Raw genomic sequence first — 15618 nt, 5'->3', positions numbered from 1 at the left:
GACGAAGGGGCCCGGCCGACACGGCCGGGCCCCTTCGCGTCGGATCTGCCGGTCAGCGCACCGGCACCGCCGCCCGCTGGACCGGCACGGCCGGGGGTTCGGCCGGCGCCGGCACCGCCTTCGGGTGGTCCGGCAGCAGGTCGGTGTAGACCTCGTCCATCACCCGGGCCTGCGCCTCCCAGGTCCACCGGTCCAGCAACTCCGGCCGGTCGTACGCCGCCCGGTAGCGCTGCGGGTCGGCCAGCACCGCCCGGACGGCCCGCAGGTAGTCGGCCAGGTCCTCGGCCCGGAACACCTCACCCTGGCCGGTGGCCCGGGTCGCCTCGGCCATGGTCCGGACGTCGCTCACCACCATGGGCAGCCGGCCGTGCGCGTACTCGAAGAACTTGGTGATCAGCGCCAGCTCGTGGTTGGGCTTGTGGTGGATCGGGATGACACCCAGGTCGGCGGGGGCGACGAAGGCGGAGACCTGCCAGTGCGGCACGTACGGCAGCAGGTGCACCCGGTCCGCCACGCCCAGCTCGGCGGCGAGCTCCTCCAGCTCCTCCATGATGGGCACCTTGCCGTTGGGGTGCACCGAGACCAGCGCGACGTGCGCGTCGGGCAGCTCGGTCAGGCCCCGGATCATGATGTCCACCCCGCGCGACGGGTTGATGCCGCCGCAGTAGACCAGCAGCGGGGTGGCCGCGCCGATCCCGCAGAGCGCCCGGATGTCCGGCACCGGCAGGGCGCGCTGTTCCGGGGTGAGCGCCGCGGGCGGGGCGTTCAGCACCACCGCCGGCTGCGTGGGCAGGTCGTGCGTCTCGCGGAGCAGGTCGGCCAGGGTGGCGGAGACGGTGATGACGGCGTCGGCGTACGGGGCGTGCTCCCGCACGTACGCGACCTGGGCGGGCAGCCAGCGCAGGTCCGTGGGCCGGCCGATGATGCCGGGCACGAACTCGTGGGCGTCCCAGACGAGCTTGACGGACCGCCCACCGGCCCGCGCCCGCAGTGCGGCCCGCGCGCCCACGCCGAGCATCCGGAAGTCGTGCGCGTGGATGAGGTCCGGCTGCAGCTCGTCCACGACCGGCGCGAAGGCCAGCTCGAAGTTCCACAGCTCCGGGTCGAGGCGGCGCCAGGCCCGGTCACCCTTGAGGGTCTGCCAGAACCGCAGGGCCGCCCGGTCGAGCCGGGAGTTCGGGTCCTGCTGGTGCGCCTGGAGGCGCTTCAGCTCCGCGCCGCGGAACTTGACCCACTGGAACATCGCCTTGTTGACGAAGTAGGGCGCGGCCAACCAGGCCTTGCCGGCCAGCTCCGACCAGCGCGGACCACCCTCGGCGCGGGCGACCTTGAGCTCCGACAGCCGGAAGTTCAGGTCGTCCCGGCGGGCCCGGAGCTTGTTCAGCTTCCGCTTCGCCTGGGGCCCCGGCCGGTACGCCAGCGGCCGGCGCAGCAGCGCGCGACGGTAGGTGACCGGGTGCGGGAGCCGCCGGGGAACCCTGATCAGGCGAACCTCCGCGTCGCCGATCCGCCAGCTCTCCTCGGTGTTGGGGCCCTTGAGGATGCCGACGAGGATCACCTCCCACCCGGCCTCGGCGGCCGACCGGGCAGCCTTCTGGACGCGGGAGTCACCATGGACCCCGTTGTCGACCAGCATCACCACCCGCCCCCTGGTCGGTCGGGCGTCGGTACGCGGGACAGGTTGCATCTGGTGCCTTCTCCTCGTTGACGGGTGTTGCAGGGGTGGGCCGGAGCACCGGCGCGGTCACCGGAGGAACGCGTCGAACACCGACGCGGTACGCCGGCCGTCGTGGTGGTCATGGACGTAGCGGGGCCCCTCGGCGGCGCGGGCGGCCGCCGCGGGACGGTCGTCGAGCAGCATCTCGAGGGTCGTGGTCAGGGTGCTCGGGGTCGCGTTCACGATCGGTGGCCGGACGTCGACGGCCCGGTGGGCGCTCTCGTCGAGGTAGGCCACCACCACCTTGCCGGCGGCCATGCCCTCGCAGGAGAAGGTGCCGTAGCTGCCCATCACCAGCTGGTCGACGACGATGTCGGCGTCCTGCACCTGCTGGCGCATCTCGTGCCAGGGCAGCCCCTCGACCAGCCGCAGCTCCACGATCCGCCGGTCGTGCAGCTCCTGCAACCGGGGCAGGAGCCGGTCGGTGCCCTTGGTCCACCGGCTCGACGGCGCGTGCAGCACCACCGGCCGCGACCGCTGGAACACCGGGCGGTCGCACGACCAGGCGTCGACGTCGATCACCAGCGGGGCCCAGGTGGCGAAGGGCACGTCGGCCAGCAGGTCCGGGGTGGTCACGAAGAGCGGCAGCCCGCTCTCCTCGGCGGTGCGCCGGTTCCGCTCGGCCACCACGGTGAGCCGGTCCCGCAGCTCCGGCGGGGCGTCCCGGAACGCGGACTCGGGGTGGCGGTCCAGGTGGGCCGCCGGGTGCCGGATCTCGCTGCCGTGGGCCAGCAGCGCGACCGTGATCCCGGCCCGGCGCAGGGCCGGCAGGTCCGCCGAGATGTCGTCGCCGTTGAGCCGGCCGAGCACCGGCCGGAAGGCGTCGACGATCAGGTGGGTGTAGCCGCCGAGCACCCGACGGGCCTGGCCCAGCTGCACGTCGAGCCGGTGCTCGGCCGGGAAGTGGAGATAGCGGTCCGCCGGGTGCCGGTACGCCGCCGGGGGCTTGGCGACCACCAGGTCGATGCCGACGTCCGGGCGGGCCGCGCTGATCGCGGCGGCCAGCGCGGAGAGTTGACCGGCGTAGTTGGCGGTGCCGAGGCCGAGCCGGACCGGCCCCGTACCGAGCGGACGCCAGCGCCCCGGGGTGCCGGCCTCGACGGGCGCGACCGGCGCCGGATCGGCGGGGGCCGGTTCACGGGTCAGGTCCCACACCCGCTCCACGGCGTGGACGAACGAGGGCAGCGAGCCGGGGGCGAAGAGCTCCACCGGGCCCGGCCCGGCGAGCTGTTCCCGCACCGCCCGGGTGTCGCCCGCCACCACCGGCAGGCCGGCGGCCAGGTAGGTGTCGAGGACGGCGGGCACCAGAGGTCCCTCGTCCCCGCCGTCGACGACGCCGAGCAGGGCCACGTCGGCGGAGGCGAGGAACGCGGGCGTCACCCGACGGGGACGCGGCACCACGTGCACCCGGTCGGCGGCCGTACCGGCCGCGCGGACCAGCTCACCGGCCGCGACCCGCTCCCCGTCGGACCGCACCAGGGCCAGGTGGAAGGTGGGCAGCCGGGACAGCGCGCGGAGGATCCCGTCGAGCGCCCGGTCGTCGGCGACGCCGGCCGCGTGCACCAGGAGCGGCGTGGTGGCGGGCAGTGCGCAGCGCTCGCGTACCGAGGCGGCGGCCCAGGGTCCGCCGCGGCCGGCGGCCCCCCGGCGGAGCGCGAGGCGCCGCCGCCGGGAGAGCCGCCGTCCCACCGCGGACCCCGTCCGCCGCACCGGCGCCGGGCTCATCGCAGTGCCGGCTCCACGTCACTGCCGGAGGCGATCGCCACGACCTTGCCGTCCGAGGCGGACTCCAGCAGCCCGGCGGCCACCTGCACGGTACGCAGACCCTGCCGCAGCGTGACGATGTCGCTCTGCTTGCCCTCGACCGCGTCGCGGAACCGCTCGTGCTCGACGAGCAGCGGCTCCCGCTTGGGGATCGCGAAGCGGACCATGTCGCCCTCGGCGACGCCGCGGAACGCGCGCAGCGCCTCCCACTCGGTGTCGATGGCGGCGTTGGCATAGAAGGTCAGGTCGGCGGTGAGGGTGTCGGCCACGAAGCAGCCCTTGTCGCCGGTGACCACGGTGGACCGCTCCTTGAGCGGGCTCAGCCAGTTGACCAGGTGGTTGACCATCGTGCCGTCGGCGAGCTGGCCGACCACGGCGACCATGTCCTCGTGCAGCCGGCCGGAGCGGGAGACCGTCCGGGCGGAGACCGAGGTGTATTCCTGGCCGGTGACCCAGGCGGTCAGGTCGATGTCGTGGGTGGCCAGGTCCATCACCACGCCGACGTCGGCGATGCGGTGCGGGAACGGGCCCTGGCGGCGGGTGACGACCTGGAAGACCTCGCCCAGCTCGCCGGCCTCCAGCCGGGTACGCAGGCTCTGCAGCGCCGGGTTGTAGCGCTCGATGTGGCCGACGCCGGCGACCAGGCCGGCGGCCTCGAACGCGTCGACCAGCCGGGTGGCCGCCTCGACGGACTGCGCGAGGGGCTTCTCGATCAGCGCGCTGACCCCGTTGGCGGCGAGCTCCAGGCCGATCTGCTCGTGCAGCGCGGTCGGGCAGGCGACCACCGCGTAGTCGACGCCCAGGGCGAGCAGGTCACCCAGTTCGGGCACGACCGGGGCGCGCAGGGTGCCGGTGGTGTCGCCGGCCGGGTCGACGATGCCGACCAGCTCGACGCCGTCGAGGTTGGACAGGATCCGGGCGTGGTTGCGCCCCATCGCGCCGAGGCCGATCAGGCCGGCGCGCAGCTTGCGTCCCCCGCTCATCGGGCACCGCCCGCGAGGTTGGCGCCGTCGGCGATCCGCTCCAGGTCGGACTGGCTGAGCGACGGGTGCACCGGCAGCGAGACCACCTCGGCGGCGGCCTTCTCGGTCTCCGGCAGGTGCCAGGGGCCGGGCTGGCCGTTCGCGTCCAGGTAGGGCTTGAGCCGGTGGATCGGGGTCGGGTAGTAGACGGCGTTGCCGATGCCCAGCTCGGTGAGGCGGGCCTGGGCGGCATCGCGGTCGGCCGTCACCCGCACCGTGTACTGGTGGTAGACGTGCCGGGCGCCGTCGGCCACCGGCGGGGTGACCATGCCGGTGATGGCGGAGTCGAGGAACTTGGCGTTGGCCCGGCGCTGCTCGGTCCACTCGCCGAGCTGGCGCAGCTGGACCCGGCCGATGGCGGCGGCCACGTCGGTCATCCGCATGTTCGCGCCGACGATCTCGTTCGCGTACCGCTGCTCCATGCCCTGGTTGCGCAGCAGCCGCAGGGTGCGGGCGAGCCCGGCGTCCCCGGTGGTGATCATGCCGCCCTCGAGGGAGTGCATGTTCTTCGTCGGATAGAAGCTGAAGCAGCCGGCGGTGCCGAAGGCGCCGACCGGGGTGCCGTGCAGCGCGGCGCCGTGCGCCTGCGCGGCGTCCTCGACGACGGCCAGGCCGTGCTGCTGCGCGATGGCCATGATCCGGTCCATCGCGGCCGGGTGGCCGTAGAGGTGCACCGGCATGATGGCGGCGGTCTTCGGCGTGATCGCGGCGGCGACCGCCTCCGGGTCGACGCAGAAGGTGCCCGGCTCGATGTCCACGAAGACCGGCTCGGCACCGACCAGCCGGACGGCGTTGCCGCTGGCGGCGAAGGAGAACGAGGGCACGATGACCTCGTCACCCGGGCCGAGGCCGAGCGCCATCAGGGTGAGCTGGAGGGCCGAGGTGCCGGAGTTGACGGCGACGCAGTGCCGGCCGTCGACCAGCTCGCCGAACTCCTCCTCGAACGCCGCGACCTCCGGGCCCTGTACGACCCGGCCGCTCCGCAGCACCCGGACAGCCGCTTCGATCTCGGCCTCACCGATGATCGGTCGCGCTGGGGGGATGAACTCTGAGTGCGGCCCAGCCATGGGGCTTCCTCCTGTCGACAAAGTGCTCATTGGGGGGTTTCCGGCTTCCGAGGGGGGATGGTAACTGGCTTCGCTGATTCGTCAGTGATCGCGTGGTTCGACCGGCCAGCCGAGTGGGTCAACGCGCCTCCGGTGCGGCTGGTCACGGACGCGGCGCCGGGGGTCAGACTTCCACCTCGTCGCGAACGGGCCCCAAGCATGCTACCCGGAGCCCCGCGACGATCGCGGCGGCCAGCCGGGGCACCTCGTCCATGCTCATCGGCGCCCGGGCGATCGCCAGCCGCCAGTAGATCGGGCCGACGATCAGGTCGACCGCCAGCCGGGGGTCGGTGTCCGGGGCGAGTTCGCCGCGCTCGACCGCCCGGCCGATCAGGATCCGGCCGACCGCCTGCTGGTAGTCGTTCAGCGCCGCCTGGAGCTTCTCGCCGATCTGCGGGTTGCGGGCGGCCTCGGCCAGCAGGTCCGGGATGATCTGCGAGGCCAGCCGGTGGCGCAGCGCGCGGGACATGACGTGCAGCAGGATCTCCAGGTCGCCCAGGAGGCTGCCGGTGTCCAGCAGGGGCAGGTTGCGGCCCGCCACGGCGGAGACCATGTCCAGCACCAGGTCGAGCTTGGAACGCCAGCGGCGATAGATCGCCGTCTTGCTCACCCCGGCCCGGCGGGCCACCGCCTCGATCGAGAGCCGGCCGTAGCCGACCTCCGCCAACTCCTGCATGACGGCAGTACGGATGGCCGTGGTGATCTCACCACGCAGCACCGCCGCACCGGCCGGGGCACGCCTCTTCTCGGTCGTCACGTGGAACAATGTAGCGCAACGACGGTACGGTTGCGTCCCGACGTGTTTTGGACTACCTTCCACGCAGCGGCGAGGCGGCGGCAGGACCCCGGCAGGCTAGATTTCATCGCTGCGACACCCTTCCTTCCACTGCTCCCCATCGGCACGAAAGATCGGAGCACCTGACCATGGCCAACACCGCGGTGGCCGACCCCGACTCCGGGCTGACCCAGGCCCAGCTCGCGCAGCGGTACGGGCTGCGGGTCGCCGGGGAACGCCCACCCCTGGCCGAATACACCCGCAAGCTGTGGGCGTACCGACACTTCATGACCGCGTACTCGCGGGCGAAGGTCGCCTCGTCGCTCAGCCAGACACAGCTCGGGCAGCTCTGGCAGGTGCTGACCCCGCTGACCAACGCGGCGGTCTACTACCTGGTCTTCGGTGTGATCGTCTCGTCCCACCGCAACACGTCGAACTTCATCGCGTACCTCTGCACCGGTGTGTTCATCTTCATGTTCACCCAGACCGCGGTGCAGAACGGCACCAGCGCGATCACCGGCAACCTGGGCCTGATCCGGGCCCTCCAGTTCCCCCGGGCGGCGCTGCCGATCACCGTCACCCTGGTGCAGCTCCAGCAGCTGCTCATGTCGATGGTGGTGCTCGCGGTCATCGTGCTGCTGACCGGCGAGCCGCTGACCTTCCGCTGGCTGTTGATCGCGCCCATGCTGCTGCTCCAGACGATCTTCAACATCGGGTTGACCATGGTGATGGCCCGGCTCGGCTCCAAGATCACCGACCTCAAGCAGGTCATGCCGTTCGTGATGCGGACCTGGCTGTACGCCTCCGGCGTGCTCTACCCGGTGGCGCTGTTCCGGGAGCACCTGCCGCACTGGGCCGCCACCCTGCTGGAGGCGAACCCGCCGCTGATCTTCATCGAGCTGGCCCGCTACGCGCTGCTGGAGTCCAACCAGACCAATCTGGTCTCGACACCGACCCGGTTGTGGGTGATGGCGGTGGCCTGGGCGCTGGTGATGGGCGTCGGTGGTTTCGTCTACTTCTGGCGCGGAGAGAAGGAGTACGGCCGTGGCTGACCAGACCCAGTTGACGAGCGACGCCGTCGGGACGGACCAGGCCCGGATCCCCACCGTCGTGGTGGACGACGTGCACGTGATCTACAAGATCCACAAGGGCGCCACCGGCGGCACGACCCCGGTCTCCGCCCTCAAGCGCATCGTCTCCCGCACCAGCGCGCCGAACATCCGCGAGGTGCACGCGGTCAAGGGCGTGAGCTTCACCGCGTACCAGGGTGAGGCCATCGGGCTGATCGGCAGCAACGGCTCCGGCAAGTCGACCCTGCTGCGGGCCATCGCCGGCCTGCTCCCCCCGGCCCGCGGCGCGGTCTACACGATGGGCCAGCCGTCGCTGCTCGGCGTGAACGCGGCCCTGCTCAACGACCTCTCCGGCGAGCGTAACGTGGTGCTCGGCTGCCTGGCCATGGGCATGCCGCCCGAGGAGGTCAAGCGGATCGCCCCGGAGATCATCGAGTTCTCCGGGATCAACGAGCGCGGCGACTTCGCCTCGCTGCCGATGCGCACCTACTCCTCCGGCATGGGCGCCCGGCTGCGCTTCGCCATCTCCTCGGCGAAGAAGCACGACGTCCTGCTGATCGACGAGGCCCTCGCCACCGGCGACCGCAAGTTCCGGGTCCGCAGCGAGCAGCGGGTCCGGGAGCTGCGCGACAGCGCCGGCACCGTCTTCCTGGTCAGCCACTCGATCGGCTCGATCCGGGACACCTGCGAGCGCACCATCTGGCTGGAGAGCGGCGTGCTGAAGATGGACGGCCCCACCGAAGAGGTCTGCGACGCGTACGAGAACCAGAAGTAGCACGGCGGAGCGCACCGGCCGGGTCGCCCGGTCGGTGCGCTCCGCCGTACGCGTTAAGGTTTTCAGGTTGCCGGCGAAAGTTCACCAGCCGGTCATCCAGGCGTAAACCCCACCACCCCCCGCAGAAGTGAGGAACGGCAATGACGCAGGACCGCACCACCGCACCGGACGCCGCGCCGGCGAGCCCGGCACCCTGGCGCCCCTCGCGTACGGTGGCCGTGATCCTCGCGGGGGGCACCGGGACCCGGCTAGGGCTGGGCATCCCCAAGCAGCTGCTGAAGATCGCCGGTAAGCCGATCATCGAGCACACCCTGGCCGTGTTCGAGGCCGCGCCGGAGATCGACGAGATCATCGTGCTGATGGCCACCGGGCACGTCGCCGACGCGCAGCGGATCGTGGCGAACGCCGGCTTCCGCAAGGTGACCCGGGTGATCGAGGGCGGGGACACCCGCAACGCCACCACCCGGATCGCGCTGGACGCGGTCGGCGAGGGCGACGTCAACATCCTCTTCCACGACGCGGTCCGGCCCCTGGTCAGCGCCCGGATCGTCCGGGAGTGCGTGAACGCGCTCTGGACCTACTCGGCGGTCGACGTGGCGATCCCGTCCGCCGACACGATCATCCAGGTCGACGCCGACGAGTGCATCACCGACATCCCGGTCCGCTCGACGCTGCGCCGGGGCCAGACCCCGCAGGCGTTCCGCTCCGGCACCATCCGGGAGGCGTACCGGCGGGCCGCGGGCGACCCGGACTTCGCCGCCACCGACGACTGCGGCGTGGTGCTGCGCTACCTGCCCGGCACGCCGATCAAGGTGATCGACGGCTCCGACGAGAACATCAAGGTCACCCACCCGGTCGACGTGCACCTGGCGGACAAGCTCTTCCAGCTCGCCGCGGCGCAGGCCCCCCGGCTGACCAACCACGGCTACGCCGAGGAGCTCACCGGCCGGACCATCGTGGTCTTCGGCGGCAGCTACGGCATCGGCCACGACCTCACCGAACTGGCCCGCCGGCACGGCGCGCAGGTCTTCCCGTTCAGCCGCTCCAGCACCGGCACCCACGTCGAGCGGGCCGAGGACGTGTCGGCCGCGCTGAAGACCGCCTTCGAGGCCACCGGCCGGATCGACCATGTCGTGGTCACCGCCGGCATCCTGGAGAAGGGGGCCCTCGCGGAGATGGACGAGGAGACCATGGACCGGCTCCTGCACGTCAACTTCGTCGGCCCGGTGACGATCGCCCGGCAGTCGCTGCCCTACCTCCAGCAGACCAAGGGGCAGCTGCTGCTCTACACCTCCAGCTCCTACACCCGGGGCCGGGCCCGCTACGCGCTCTATTCCGCCACCAAGGCCGCGCTGGTCAACCTGACCCAGGCGCTCGCCGACGAGTGGGCGGAGTTCGGCGTACGGGTCAACTGCGTCAACCCGGAGCGCACCGCCACCCCGATGCGGACGAAGGCGTTCGGCGAGGAGCCGGAGGGCACGCTGCTCTCCTCCGAGGCGGTCGCCCAGGCGTCGCTGGACGTGCTCATCTCCGACCTGACCGGCCAGGTCATCGACGTACGCCGGGACCCCGGCGGTGAGCAGGTCGCCGCGGTGCCCGCCGCGCCGGTCGCGGCGGTTCCGGCCCAGCCCGGCGCGCCCGCGTCGGAGCTGCCCGCCGACGTGGACGCCTGACCCACCCGAGCACCGGAACGGACGACCGACATGCGTGGTGACCTGGTCCGGAAGCTGCTCGCCCGGGTGCTGACCACCGGGCTGGCGGTGCTGGCGTTCCTCGTGCTGGCCCTCACCGGGGCGACCGGGTGGGGGCTGGCGATCGCGGTGGCCGCCCTCGCCGCCGCCGCCGTGGAACGCCGGATCCGGCCGGGCGCCGACGGCGTGGCCGAGTCGGTCCTGGTCGCGGCGGGCATCCTGGTCGGCTACGCCCGCCGGCTCGACGACGGCTTCGACCCGGCGCTGGCCGCCACCGCGCTGGTCCTGCTCGGCCTGGTGCTGCTGGTCGGGCCGCTGCGCCAGGCGGGCGCGCTGGAGCTGCGGGCCGCCAACCTGCCGGTCCGCACCTGGACCCCGCTGGTCGCCGAGCGGCTCGGCGACGCGCTGCTGGTGCTGCTCGGTCTCGTCGCGGTCGCCGCCGCCCTGGTGCTGCCCGCCTGGGTCGCGCTGGTCGCCGCGCTGCTGGTCGGGGCCGGCTGCGCGGCGGTCGGCCTGGACCTGGCCCGGCGGCGGTTCCGGCCGCCGGCCGGTGGCGGGCCGGTGGGTCGCGCGCTGCGCCGCCACCAGCCCGAGTTCGTGCTCTACTTCTCCGCCCCGCCCGGGTCGGAATACCAGGTCACCATGTGGCTGCCCTACCTGGAACGGCTCGGCCGGCCGTTCCTGGTGGTGCTGCGCGAGCCGGAGTTCCTGCCGACCGTCGCCGCCGCCACCCGCGCCCCGGTGCTCTTCTGCCCCACCATCAAGACCCTCGACGAGGCGCTGGTGCCGAGCCTGCGGGTGGCGTTCTACGTCAACCACGGCGCGAAGAACAGCCACTGCATCCGCTTCTCCCAGCTCACCCACGTGCAGCTGCACCACGGCGACAGCGACAAGGCGCCCAGCGCCAACCCGGTCTCGGCGATCTTCGACCGGATCTTCGTGGCCGGGCCGGCCGCCGTCGAGCGGTACGCCCGCGCGGGCGTGGAGATCCCCGCCGAGAAGTTCGTCGTGGTCGGCCGCCCCCAGGTGGAGTCGATCGAGGTACGCCGGCAGCCCACCCCCGGGCTCGCCCACCCGACCGTGCTCTACACCCCCACCTGGACCGGGCACAACGCCGACGCGAACTACTGCTCGCTGCCGGTCGCCGAGACGGTGGTCCGCCGGCTGCTGGCGCGCGGCGCCACGGTGATCCTGCGGGCCCACCCGTACACCTCGCAGAACCCGGCGTCGGCGCGGCAGCTGGCCCGCCTCACCGAGCTGCTCGCCGCGGACCGGGCGAAGACCGGCCGGGCGCACCTGTGGGGCGCGGCGGCGGCCCGGGAGTTGTCCCTCACCGACTGCGTGAACCGCTCCGACGCGCTGATCTCCGACGTGTCGGGCGTCATCTCCGACTACCTCTACTCCGGCAAGCCGTACGCGGTGACCGACACCGGCGTGGACGGGGACGACTTCGTGGCCCGGTTCCCGCTCGCCGGCACCGGCTACGTGCTGCGGCGGGACATGTCGAACGTCGACGACGTGCTGACCCGGCTGCTGGACACCGATCCGCTGGCGTCGGCGCGGTGGGAGACCCGTCGGCGTTACCTGGGCGACTTCCCGGCCGAGGCGTACGCCGACGGTTTCCTCGACGCCGCCCGGCGGGAGCTGGAACCGGAGTGGAACCCGCCGACCCCGCGCGCCCCGGGCAGCGCCGAGCGGGACCTCTCCCCCACCGCCTGACCCTCAGCGGTAGGCGTCGAGCAGGTCGAGGACGGCCGCCGGGTCCTCGACGTGGGCGTTGTGGCCGAGGCCGGGCAGGGTGGCCACCGGTACGCCGTACTCCTTGAGCTGGGCGTCGGTGACCATCGGGTCGTGCTCGCCGCGGGCCAGCAGCACCGGCGCGTCGGTCGCGGCGAGCAGCGCCGGCAGGTGCGGCTCACCGACGGCGAAGACCGCCGGGTCCATCGCCAGCCGCCACCGGCCGTCCTCGCGCCGCAGCCCGGCGTCGACCGCCGGGTGTTCCGGCGCGAAGAGCCCGGTCAGGCCGGCCACCCGCAGGTAACGGCGGGCCGCCTCGTCCCGGGTGGCGAACCAGGTCACCGGCCGCGCCGCCAGCTCCGCGGCCTTCGCCAGCTCGGCGGGCGACCAGACCGTCTTGATGCCGAGCCCGACGACCGCGTCGACCGGCAGGCCGACGCTCCGCGCGGCCAGCGCGCCCCACCACCCCGCCGAGCGAGTGCCCGAGCACCACCAGCCGGTCGCGGGGACCAGCCGCTCGGCGACCGGCCGCAGGTCGGCCGCCACCCGCCGGCCAGGCCGGCGAAGGTGTACGCGGGCAGCGGCGGCGACCAGCCGTGGCCGGCCAGGTCGGGGGCGAGCCACCGGCCCGCCCAGCGCTGTTCCAGCAGCGGGGCCCAGGGCAGCCACACCTCGCCGGTGGCACCCATCCCGTGCAGCAGCAGCAGGTGCCGGGCACCCGTGTCGTCGGTCATGCGCCGCAGTGTGCCACCGGCCGGACACCACGCGCGAGAGCGGACATCCGACACCCGGCGAGGGGAGGGCCCGGGGGACGACGACGTCGGGCGCCGGCTCCAGGAGCCGACGCCCGACGGGTGAACGGGGTTGATCAGGCGGAGTAGCCGCGGGTGGCCATCCAGTTGGCCAGCTCGACGGTGCTGATCCAGTACGCCGGCAGCGACGGGTCCGCCGAGTCGGCGATCCGCACGGTCCGGCCGTCGTCGGAGTAGCCCACCACGGCGATGTAGTGGCCGCCCGGGAAGGAGTGCCAGCCGCCGTCGGTGTCGGTGGCGTCGCCGGCGACGTTGGCCACCACGGCCCGGCCCTTGCTGACCGCCGCGACCACGTCGGCCCGCAGCCGGTCGGTCTGCGCCGCGCTCGGGCTGCCCTCGATCATCCGGGTCCGGTACGGGTTGCCCTTGACCTGCTGGTTGAGCACCCGGGTGGTGTCCTCGGCCGAGTTGGTGCCCATCTCGGTGGTGCCCAGCGCGACGGCCAGCTCGTCCTGGGTCCGCTCGATGCCGGCGGCGCTCAGCGCGTTGCGCACCGCAGCCGGGCCGCAGTTGTAGTACGTGGTCTGTGCCTCGTAGGTGTAGTCGAGGACCTTCTTCGACGGCGGCTTCGGTGCCGCCTTGCGGGTGGTGTCCGGGTCCGGCTTGGCCGTGGTCGGCCTGGCGCTGGTCGGCTTCGCCGAGGGCGAGGCGCTGGGCGACGCCGGAGCGCTGGGCGAGACGGACGGGACGGCGGCGATCCGGGCCTGGGTGCCGGCCGCGACGTCACCGAGCTGCGGGGCCAGGTCGGCCACGGCGGCGGTGTTCTGCCGGCGGACGGGGGCGTCGTCACCGTGCGCCAGCAGGGCGCCGGTGCCGGAGGCCAGCACCAGGGCGGCGGCCGAACCGGCGACGATCTGGTAGCGACGTTCGGTGGCGAGGCGCCGCAGCTGCCGCTTCAGGGTGTGCTTCACAGGGGGCTTCCTCCACGGGGTGGGGGCGGCACACGCCGGCCCGGCGCGCGGAGATGCTCACGCGCGACGGAGCGGATCCGTGGGCGGGGTGGGCCGCGGGGAAGGGGTGCGCCCGGTCAGTCGGGCGCGCGGGCGGATGCCGGTATCAGCTCGCGGACAGGGCGAGCGACGGCACCGCGGCGCCGTGGAGGGGGTGTGGTCGAGGGGTGGCAGAGTGCTGCACGAAGACGGAACTCCTTCCGACACCGCCTACCGGGTTAGCTGACGGATTCGGGCGGGAAGATCGCCCTACCGCGGGCCGTGGCCCGCGGATTCACCCCGGATGTGCATGGGTCCCCGGTTCGCAGAAGATCACGATTGAGCGGGTCGGCGCGGCGTCGCCTCTTGCGATCGGAAACCGCACCGGACGCGCCGACACTACCGGCGGGTACGCGCCCTGCCAAGCGCTCCCACCTGCGTAAACGTCGAACATTGCGGATCCGACCGGAACAGACAGGTCACTGACGTCACTCAATGGGACGAGCAGCCGAGAAAGGAACGGCGGTCGATTACCGGACATACGGGGAGCGGGTGACCCGGCAACCTGGGACGGCATGGACCGCCACGCCCCGGATGACCGTTTTTCGATTCCGGGGCGATCCGGTCCGGCAGTTTCACGTCACAATTCAGCCAACCCGCGCCGGCCGCCACCGGGCGGTCCGCGGGACGGGCGCGCCGACCGGGGCGAAGGTCTGGGTCACCGCCTCGGACCGGCGTACCGGGACGATGCCGGGGCGCAGCCGCTCCGCCGCCGCGTACGCCTCCACAGCCAGGGCACGGGCCGACTCGGCGGCCAGTTCGGCGTCCCGCCACGCCCGCTGCTCCCGCTCGGCGGCGGCCCGGTACCCGGCCGACCGGCCGTCGCGTACCGCCCGGGCCAGCACGATCTCCTGCTCGGCGGGGTGCCGGCGCGGGTCCCACCCGTTGCGGTGGGCGAGCACGTCGGCGAGTTGCCGGGCGGTCAGGTCGCCCCGCCAGTGCGCCGTCATCGCGGCGTGGTGCAGCCAGCGCTCCCGGGACGCGTACTCGGCCGGGGTGCGCGGTGCGCGGCGCGGGCAGTACGGCACCGGCGAGCGTCGGGCGGCCACCTCCGCCTCGTCGTACGTCCGCCAGGCCCGGTCCACCTCCGCCTGGGCGACCAGCCAGCGCTCGCGGTGCCGGCGGGCGTTCTCCGCCGCCCCGGCGGCGGCGACGGCCACCTCGTCGGCAGTAGCGGCGCAGGTCGGCCAGTTGGGCCGCCTGTGCCACCGCCGGGTCGACGGCCGGCTCGTCGTCGGTCGGGGTGTCCCGCTCGGGGCGGGCGACCAGCACCGCGAGCAGGAGCAGGGCGAGCAGGAGCAGGGCCGACCAGATGGCGGCGGCCTCCGGGACCTCGATCAGGAACTGGTACAGAACGGTCTGCATGGTCGGCACCTCACGGAGCGGATGTGGTGAAGAGGTCCGCAGGACCCGGAGACGGGCACGACCGGTACGGGTGCCGCCGGGTGCATACGGGGGTGAGGTCGGGTGGTGCGTGCTCGCGGGCGACCGCCCGCACGACGTCAGCGGGCCGGCGGGGCGCGGGAGCCGAGGGCCGACGGTGCCGACCCGCCCGCGAGGTGCTGCGGGGTGCCCGGTACGGCCGGTGCGCGCGCGCCCCGCGAGCCGCCACCCGGGCCGGCAGGTCGCCGACGGCGGCGGGCGGGAGTCGGCCGTGCCGGTGGCCGAGTGGCCGACGCGGGCCGGGGCGGTGACCACCTGTCCGGAGCCGCCCCTGGCATCGACCGCCCGACCGGCGTCGGCCGTGGCCGCGACGGCGTGACCGGAACCGGCGGCGCGGGTGGCGGCGCGACCCGGCCGGCGGTGTGGAAGATGCCGTGACCGGAGCCCGCAGGGTGGGTGGCGGCGTGACCGGTGACGGTGGTCGGCGTGGGCCGCAGCCAGCGGGTCGGTAGTGCCGCGGCGGACCAGTCATCAGCGGCGGACGAGGGCGGCCTCGCCGGCCGGGGCCGTCCAGGGCGGCGCGGCCTGGGCGGGCAGCGCCGTCGCGCCGAGGGTGCAGGCGACCGCCACGGCCAGGCTGGTGAGCATGCGGGTGATCCACCGCGCCACCCACCACACGGGACAGGTGAGCGCGACCGGAAGCACGCCTTCACGCTACCGCCGATGCCGCCGCCCCGCACCGCCGCCGGGCGTGTCGCGCCGGCCCGATCGCGGCAC

Annotated in this window: 14 protein-coding genes and 1 riboswitch; of the genes, 5 read left to right on the top strand and 9 right to left on the bottom strand. The window is 73.6% G+C overall.

Annotated elements, in window-relative coordinates; all coding sequences use genetic code 11:
- Positions 1 to 52: 52 nt before the first annotated feature.
- The 5 genes from MRQ36_RS22685 to MRQ36_RS22665 all read right to left on the bottom strand — a co-directional run bounded on the left by MRQ36_RS22685 (position 53) and on the right by MRQ36_RS22665 (position 6366).
- A complete protein-coding gene (locus tag MRQ36_RS22685; RefSeq protein WP_242798463.1) occupies positions 53 to 1687 on the bottom strand; it encodes a glycosyltransferase family 4 protein in 1635 nt (544 codons plus the stop codon).
- 57 nt (positions 1688 to 1744) lie between these two features.
- The gene (locus MRQ36_RS22680) at positions 1745 to 3406 is read right to left on the bottom strand and encodes a glycosyl transferase family 1 (protein WP_242798461.1); all 1662 of its coding nucleotides are present in this window, start codon (positions 3404 to 3406) and stop codon (positions 1745 to 1747) included.
- Between the two features lie 32 nt (positions 3407 to 3438).
- The gene (locus MRQ36_RS22675; RefSeq protein ID WP_242798459.1) at positions 3439 to 4464 is read right to left on the bottom strand and encodes a Gfo/Idh/MocA family protein; all 1026 of its coding nucleotides are present in this window, start codon (positions 4462 to 4464) and stop codon (positions 3439 to 3441) included.
- Positions 4461 to 5570 carry a DegT/DnrJ/EryC1/StrS aminotransferase family protein gene (locus tag MRQ36_RS22670; RefSeq protein WP_242798457.1) on the bottom strand — a complete coding sequence of 370 codons (1110 nt, stop codon included), beginning with the start codon at positions 5568 to 5570 and terminating at the stop codon, positions 4461 to 4463. Before MRQ36_RS22670 ends, MRQ36_RS22675 begins: the two co-directional genes overlap by 4 nt.
- A 163-nt stretch (positions 5571 to 5733) precedes the next feature.
- Positions 5734 to 6366, bottom strand: a complete 633-nt coding sequence (locus MRQ36_RS22665) for a TetR/AcrR family transcriptional regulator (protein WP_242798455.1) — start codon at positions 6364 to 6366, stop codon at positions 5734 to 5736.
- A 167-nt stretch (positions 6367 to 6533) separates the two neighbouring features.
- On the opposite strand from MRQ36_RS22665, the gene MRQ36_RS22660 reads away from it, so the two are divergent.
- From MRQ36_RS22660 to MRQ36_RS22645, 4 genes are all read left to right on the top strand, one after another.
- Entirely contained in the window at positions 6534 to 7436 is a 903-nt protein-coding gene (locus MRQ36_RS22660) for an ABC transporter permease (protein WP_242798453.1), read from the top strand.
- Positions 7429 to 8229 (top strand): ABC transporter ATP-binding protein, encoded by an 801-nt coding sequence (locus tag MRQ36_RS22655; protein ID WP_242798451.1) that lies wholly within the window; start codon positions 7429 to 7431, stop codon positions 8227 to 8229. Before MRQ36_RS22660 ends, MRQ36_RS22655 begins: the two co-directional genes overlap by 8 nt.
- A 140-nt stretch (positions 8230 to 8369) precedes the next feature.
- Positions 8370 to 9902 carry a bifunctional cytidylyltransferase/SDR family oxidoreductase gene (locus MRQ36_RS22650; protein ID WP_242798449.1) on the top strand — a complete coding sequence of 511 codons (1533 nt, stop codon included), beginning with the start codon at positions 8370 to 8372 and terminating at the stop codon, positions 9900 to 9902.
- Positions 9903 to 9932: 30 nt separating this feature from the next.
- On the top strand, positions 9933 to 11639 hold the full coding sequence (locus MRQ36_RS22645; RefSeq protein ID WP_242798447.1) for a CDP-glycerol glycerophosphotransferase family protein: 1707 nt from the start codon (positions 9933 to 9935) through the stop codon (positions 11637 to 11639).
- A 3-nt stretch (positions 11640 to 11642) separates the two neighbouring features.
- Here MRQ36_RS22645 and MRQ36_RS22640 read toward each other — a convergent pair whose 3' ends face one another.
- From MRQ36_RS22640 to MRQ36_RS22630, 3 genes are all read right to left on the bottom strand, one after another.
- The gene (locus tag MRQ36_RS22640) at positions 11643 to 12326 is read right to left on the bottom strand and encodes an alpha/beta fold hydrolase (RefSeq protein WP_242798445.1); all 684 of its coding nucleotides are present in this window, start codon (positions 12324 to 12326) and stop codon (positions 11643 to 11645) included.
- A gap of 199 nt (positions 12327 to 12525) precedes the next feature.
- Positions 12526 to 13380 (bottom strand): C39 family peptidase, encoded by an 855-nt coding sequence (locus MRQ36_RS22635; RefSeq protein ID WP_242798443.1) that lies wholly within the window; start codon positions 13378 to 13380, stop codon positions 12526 to 12528.
- A 231-nt stretch (positions 13381 to 13611) separates the two neighbouring features.
- A riboswitch (cyclic di-AMP (ydaO/yuaA leader) is annotated at positions 13612 to 13754 on the bottom strand.
- A 291-nt stretch (positions 13755 to 14045) separates the two neighbouring features.
- Positions 14046 to 14618, bottom strand: a complete 573-nt coding sequence (locus MRQ36_RS22630) for a hypothetical protein (protein WP_242798441.1) — start codon at positions 14616 to 14618, stop codon at positions 14046 to 14048.
- Positions 14619 to 14649: 31 nt separating this feature from the next.
- Here MRQ36_RS22630 and MRQ36_RS22625 point away from each other — a divergent pair, with 31 nt between their 5' ends.
- Entirely contained in the window at positions 14650 to 14853 is a 204-nt protein-coding gene (locus MRQ36_RS22625) for a hypothetical protein (protein ID WP_242798439.1), read from the top strand.
- 519 nt (positions 14854 to 15372) lie between these two features.
- On the opposite strand, the gene MRQ36_RS22620 is transcribed toward MRQ36_RS22625, so the two are convergent.
- Entirely contained in the window at positions 15373 to 15546 is a 174-nt protein-coding gene (locus MRQ36_RS22620) for a hypothetical protein (protein WP_242798437.1), read from the bottom strand.
- Positions 15547 to 15618: the final 72 nt, after the last annotated feature.

The organism is Micromonospora sp. R77 (genome assembly GCF_022747945.1).
Taxonomy (GTDB): Bacteria; Actinomycetota; Actinomycetes; order Mycobacteriales; family Micromonosporaceae; genus Micromonospora.
This window is presented reverse-complemented; position numbering and strand designations above follow the sequence as displayed.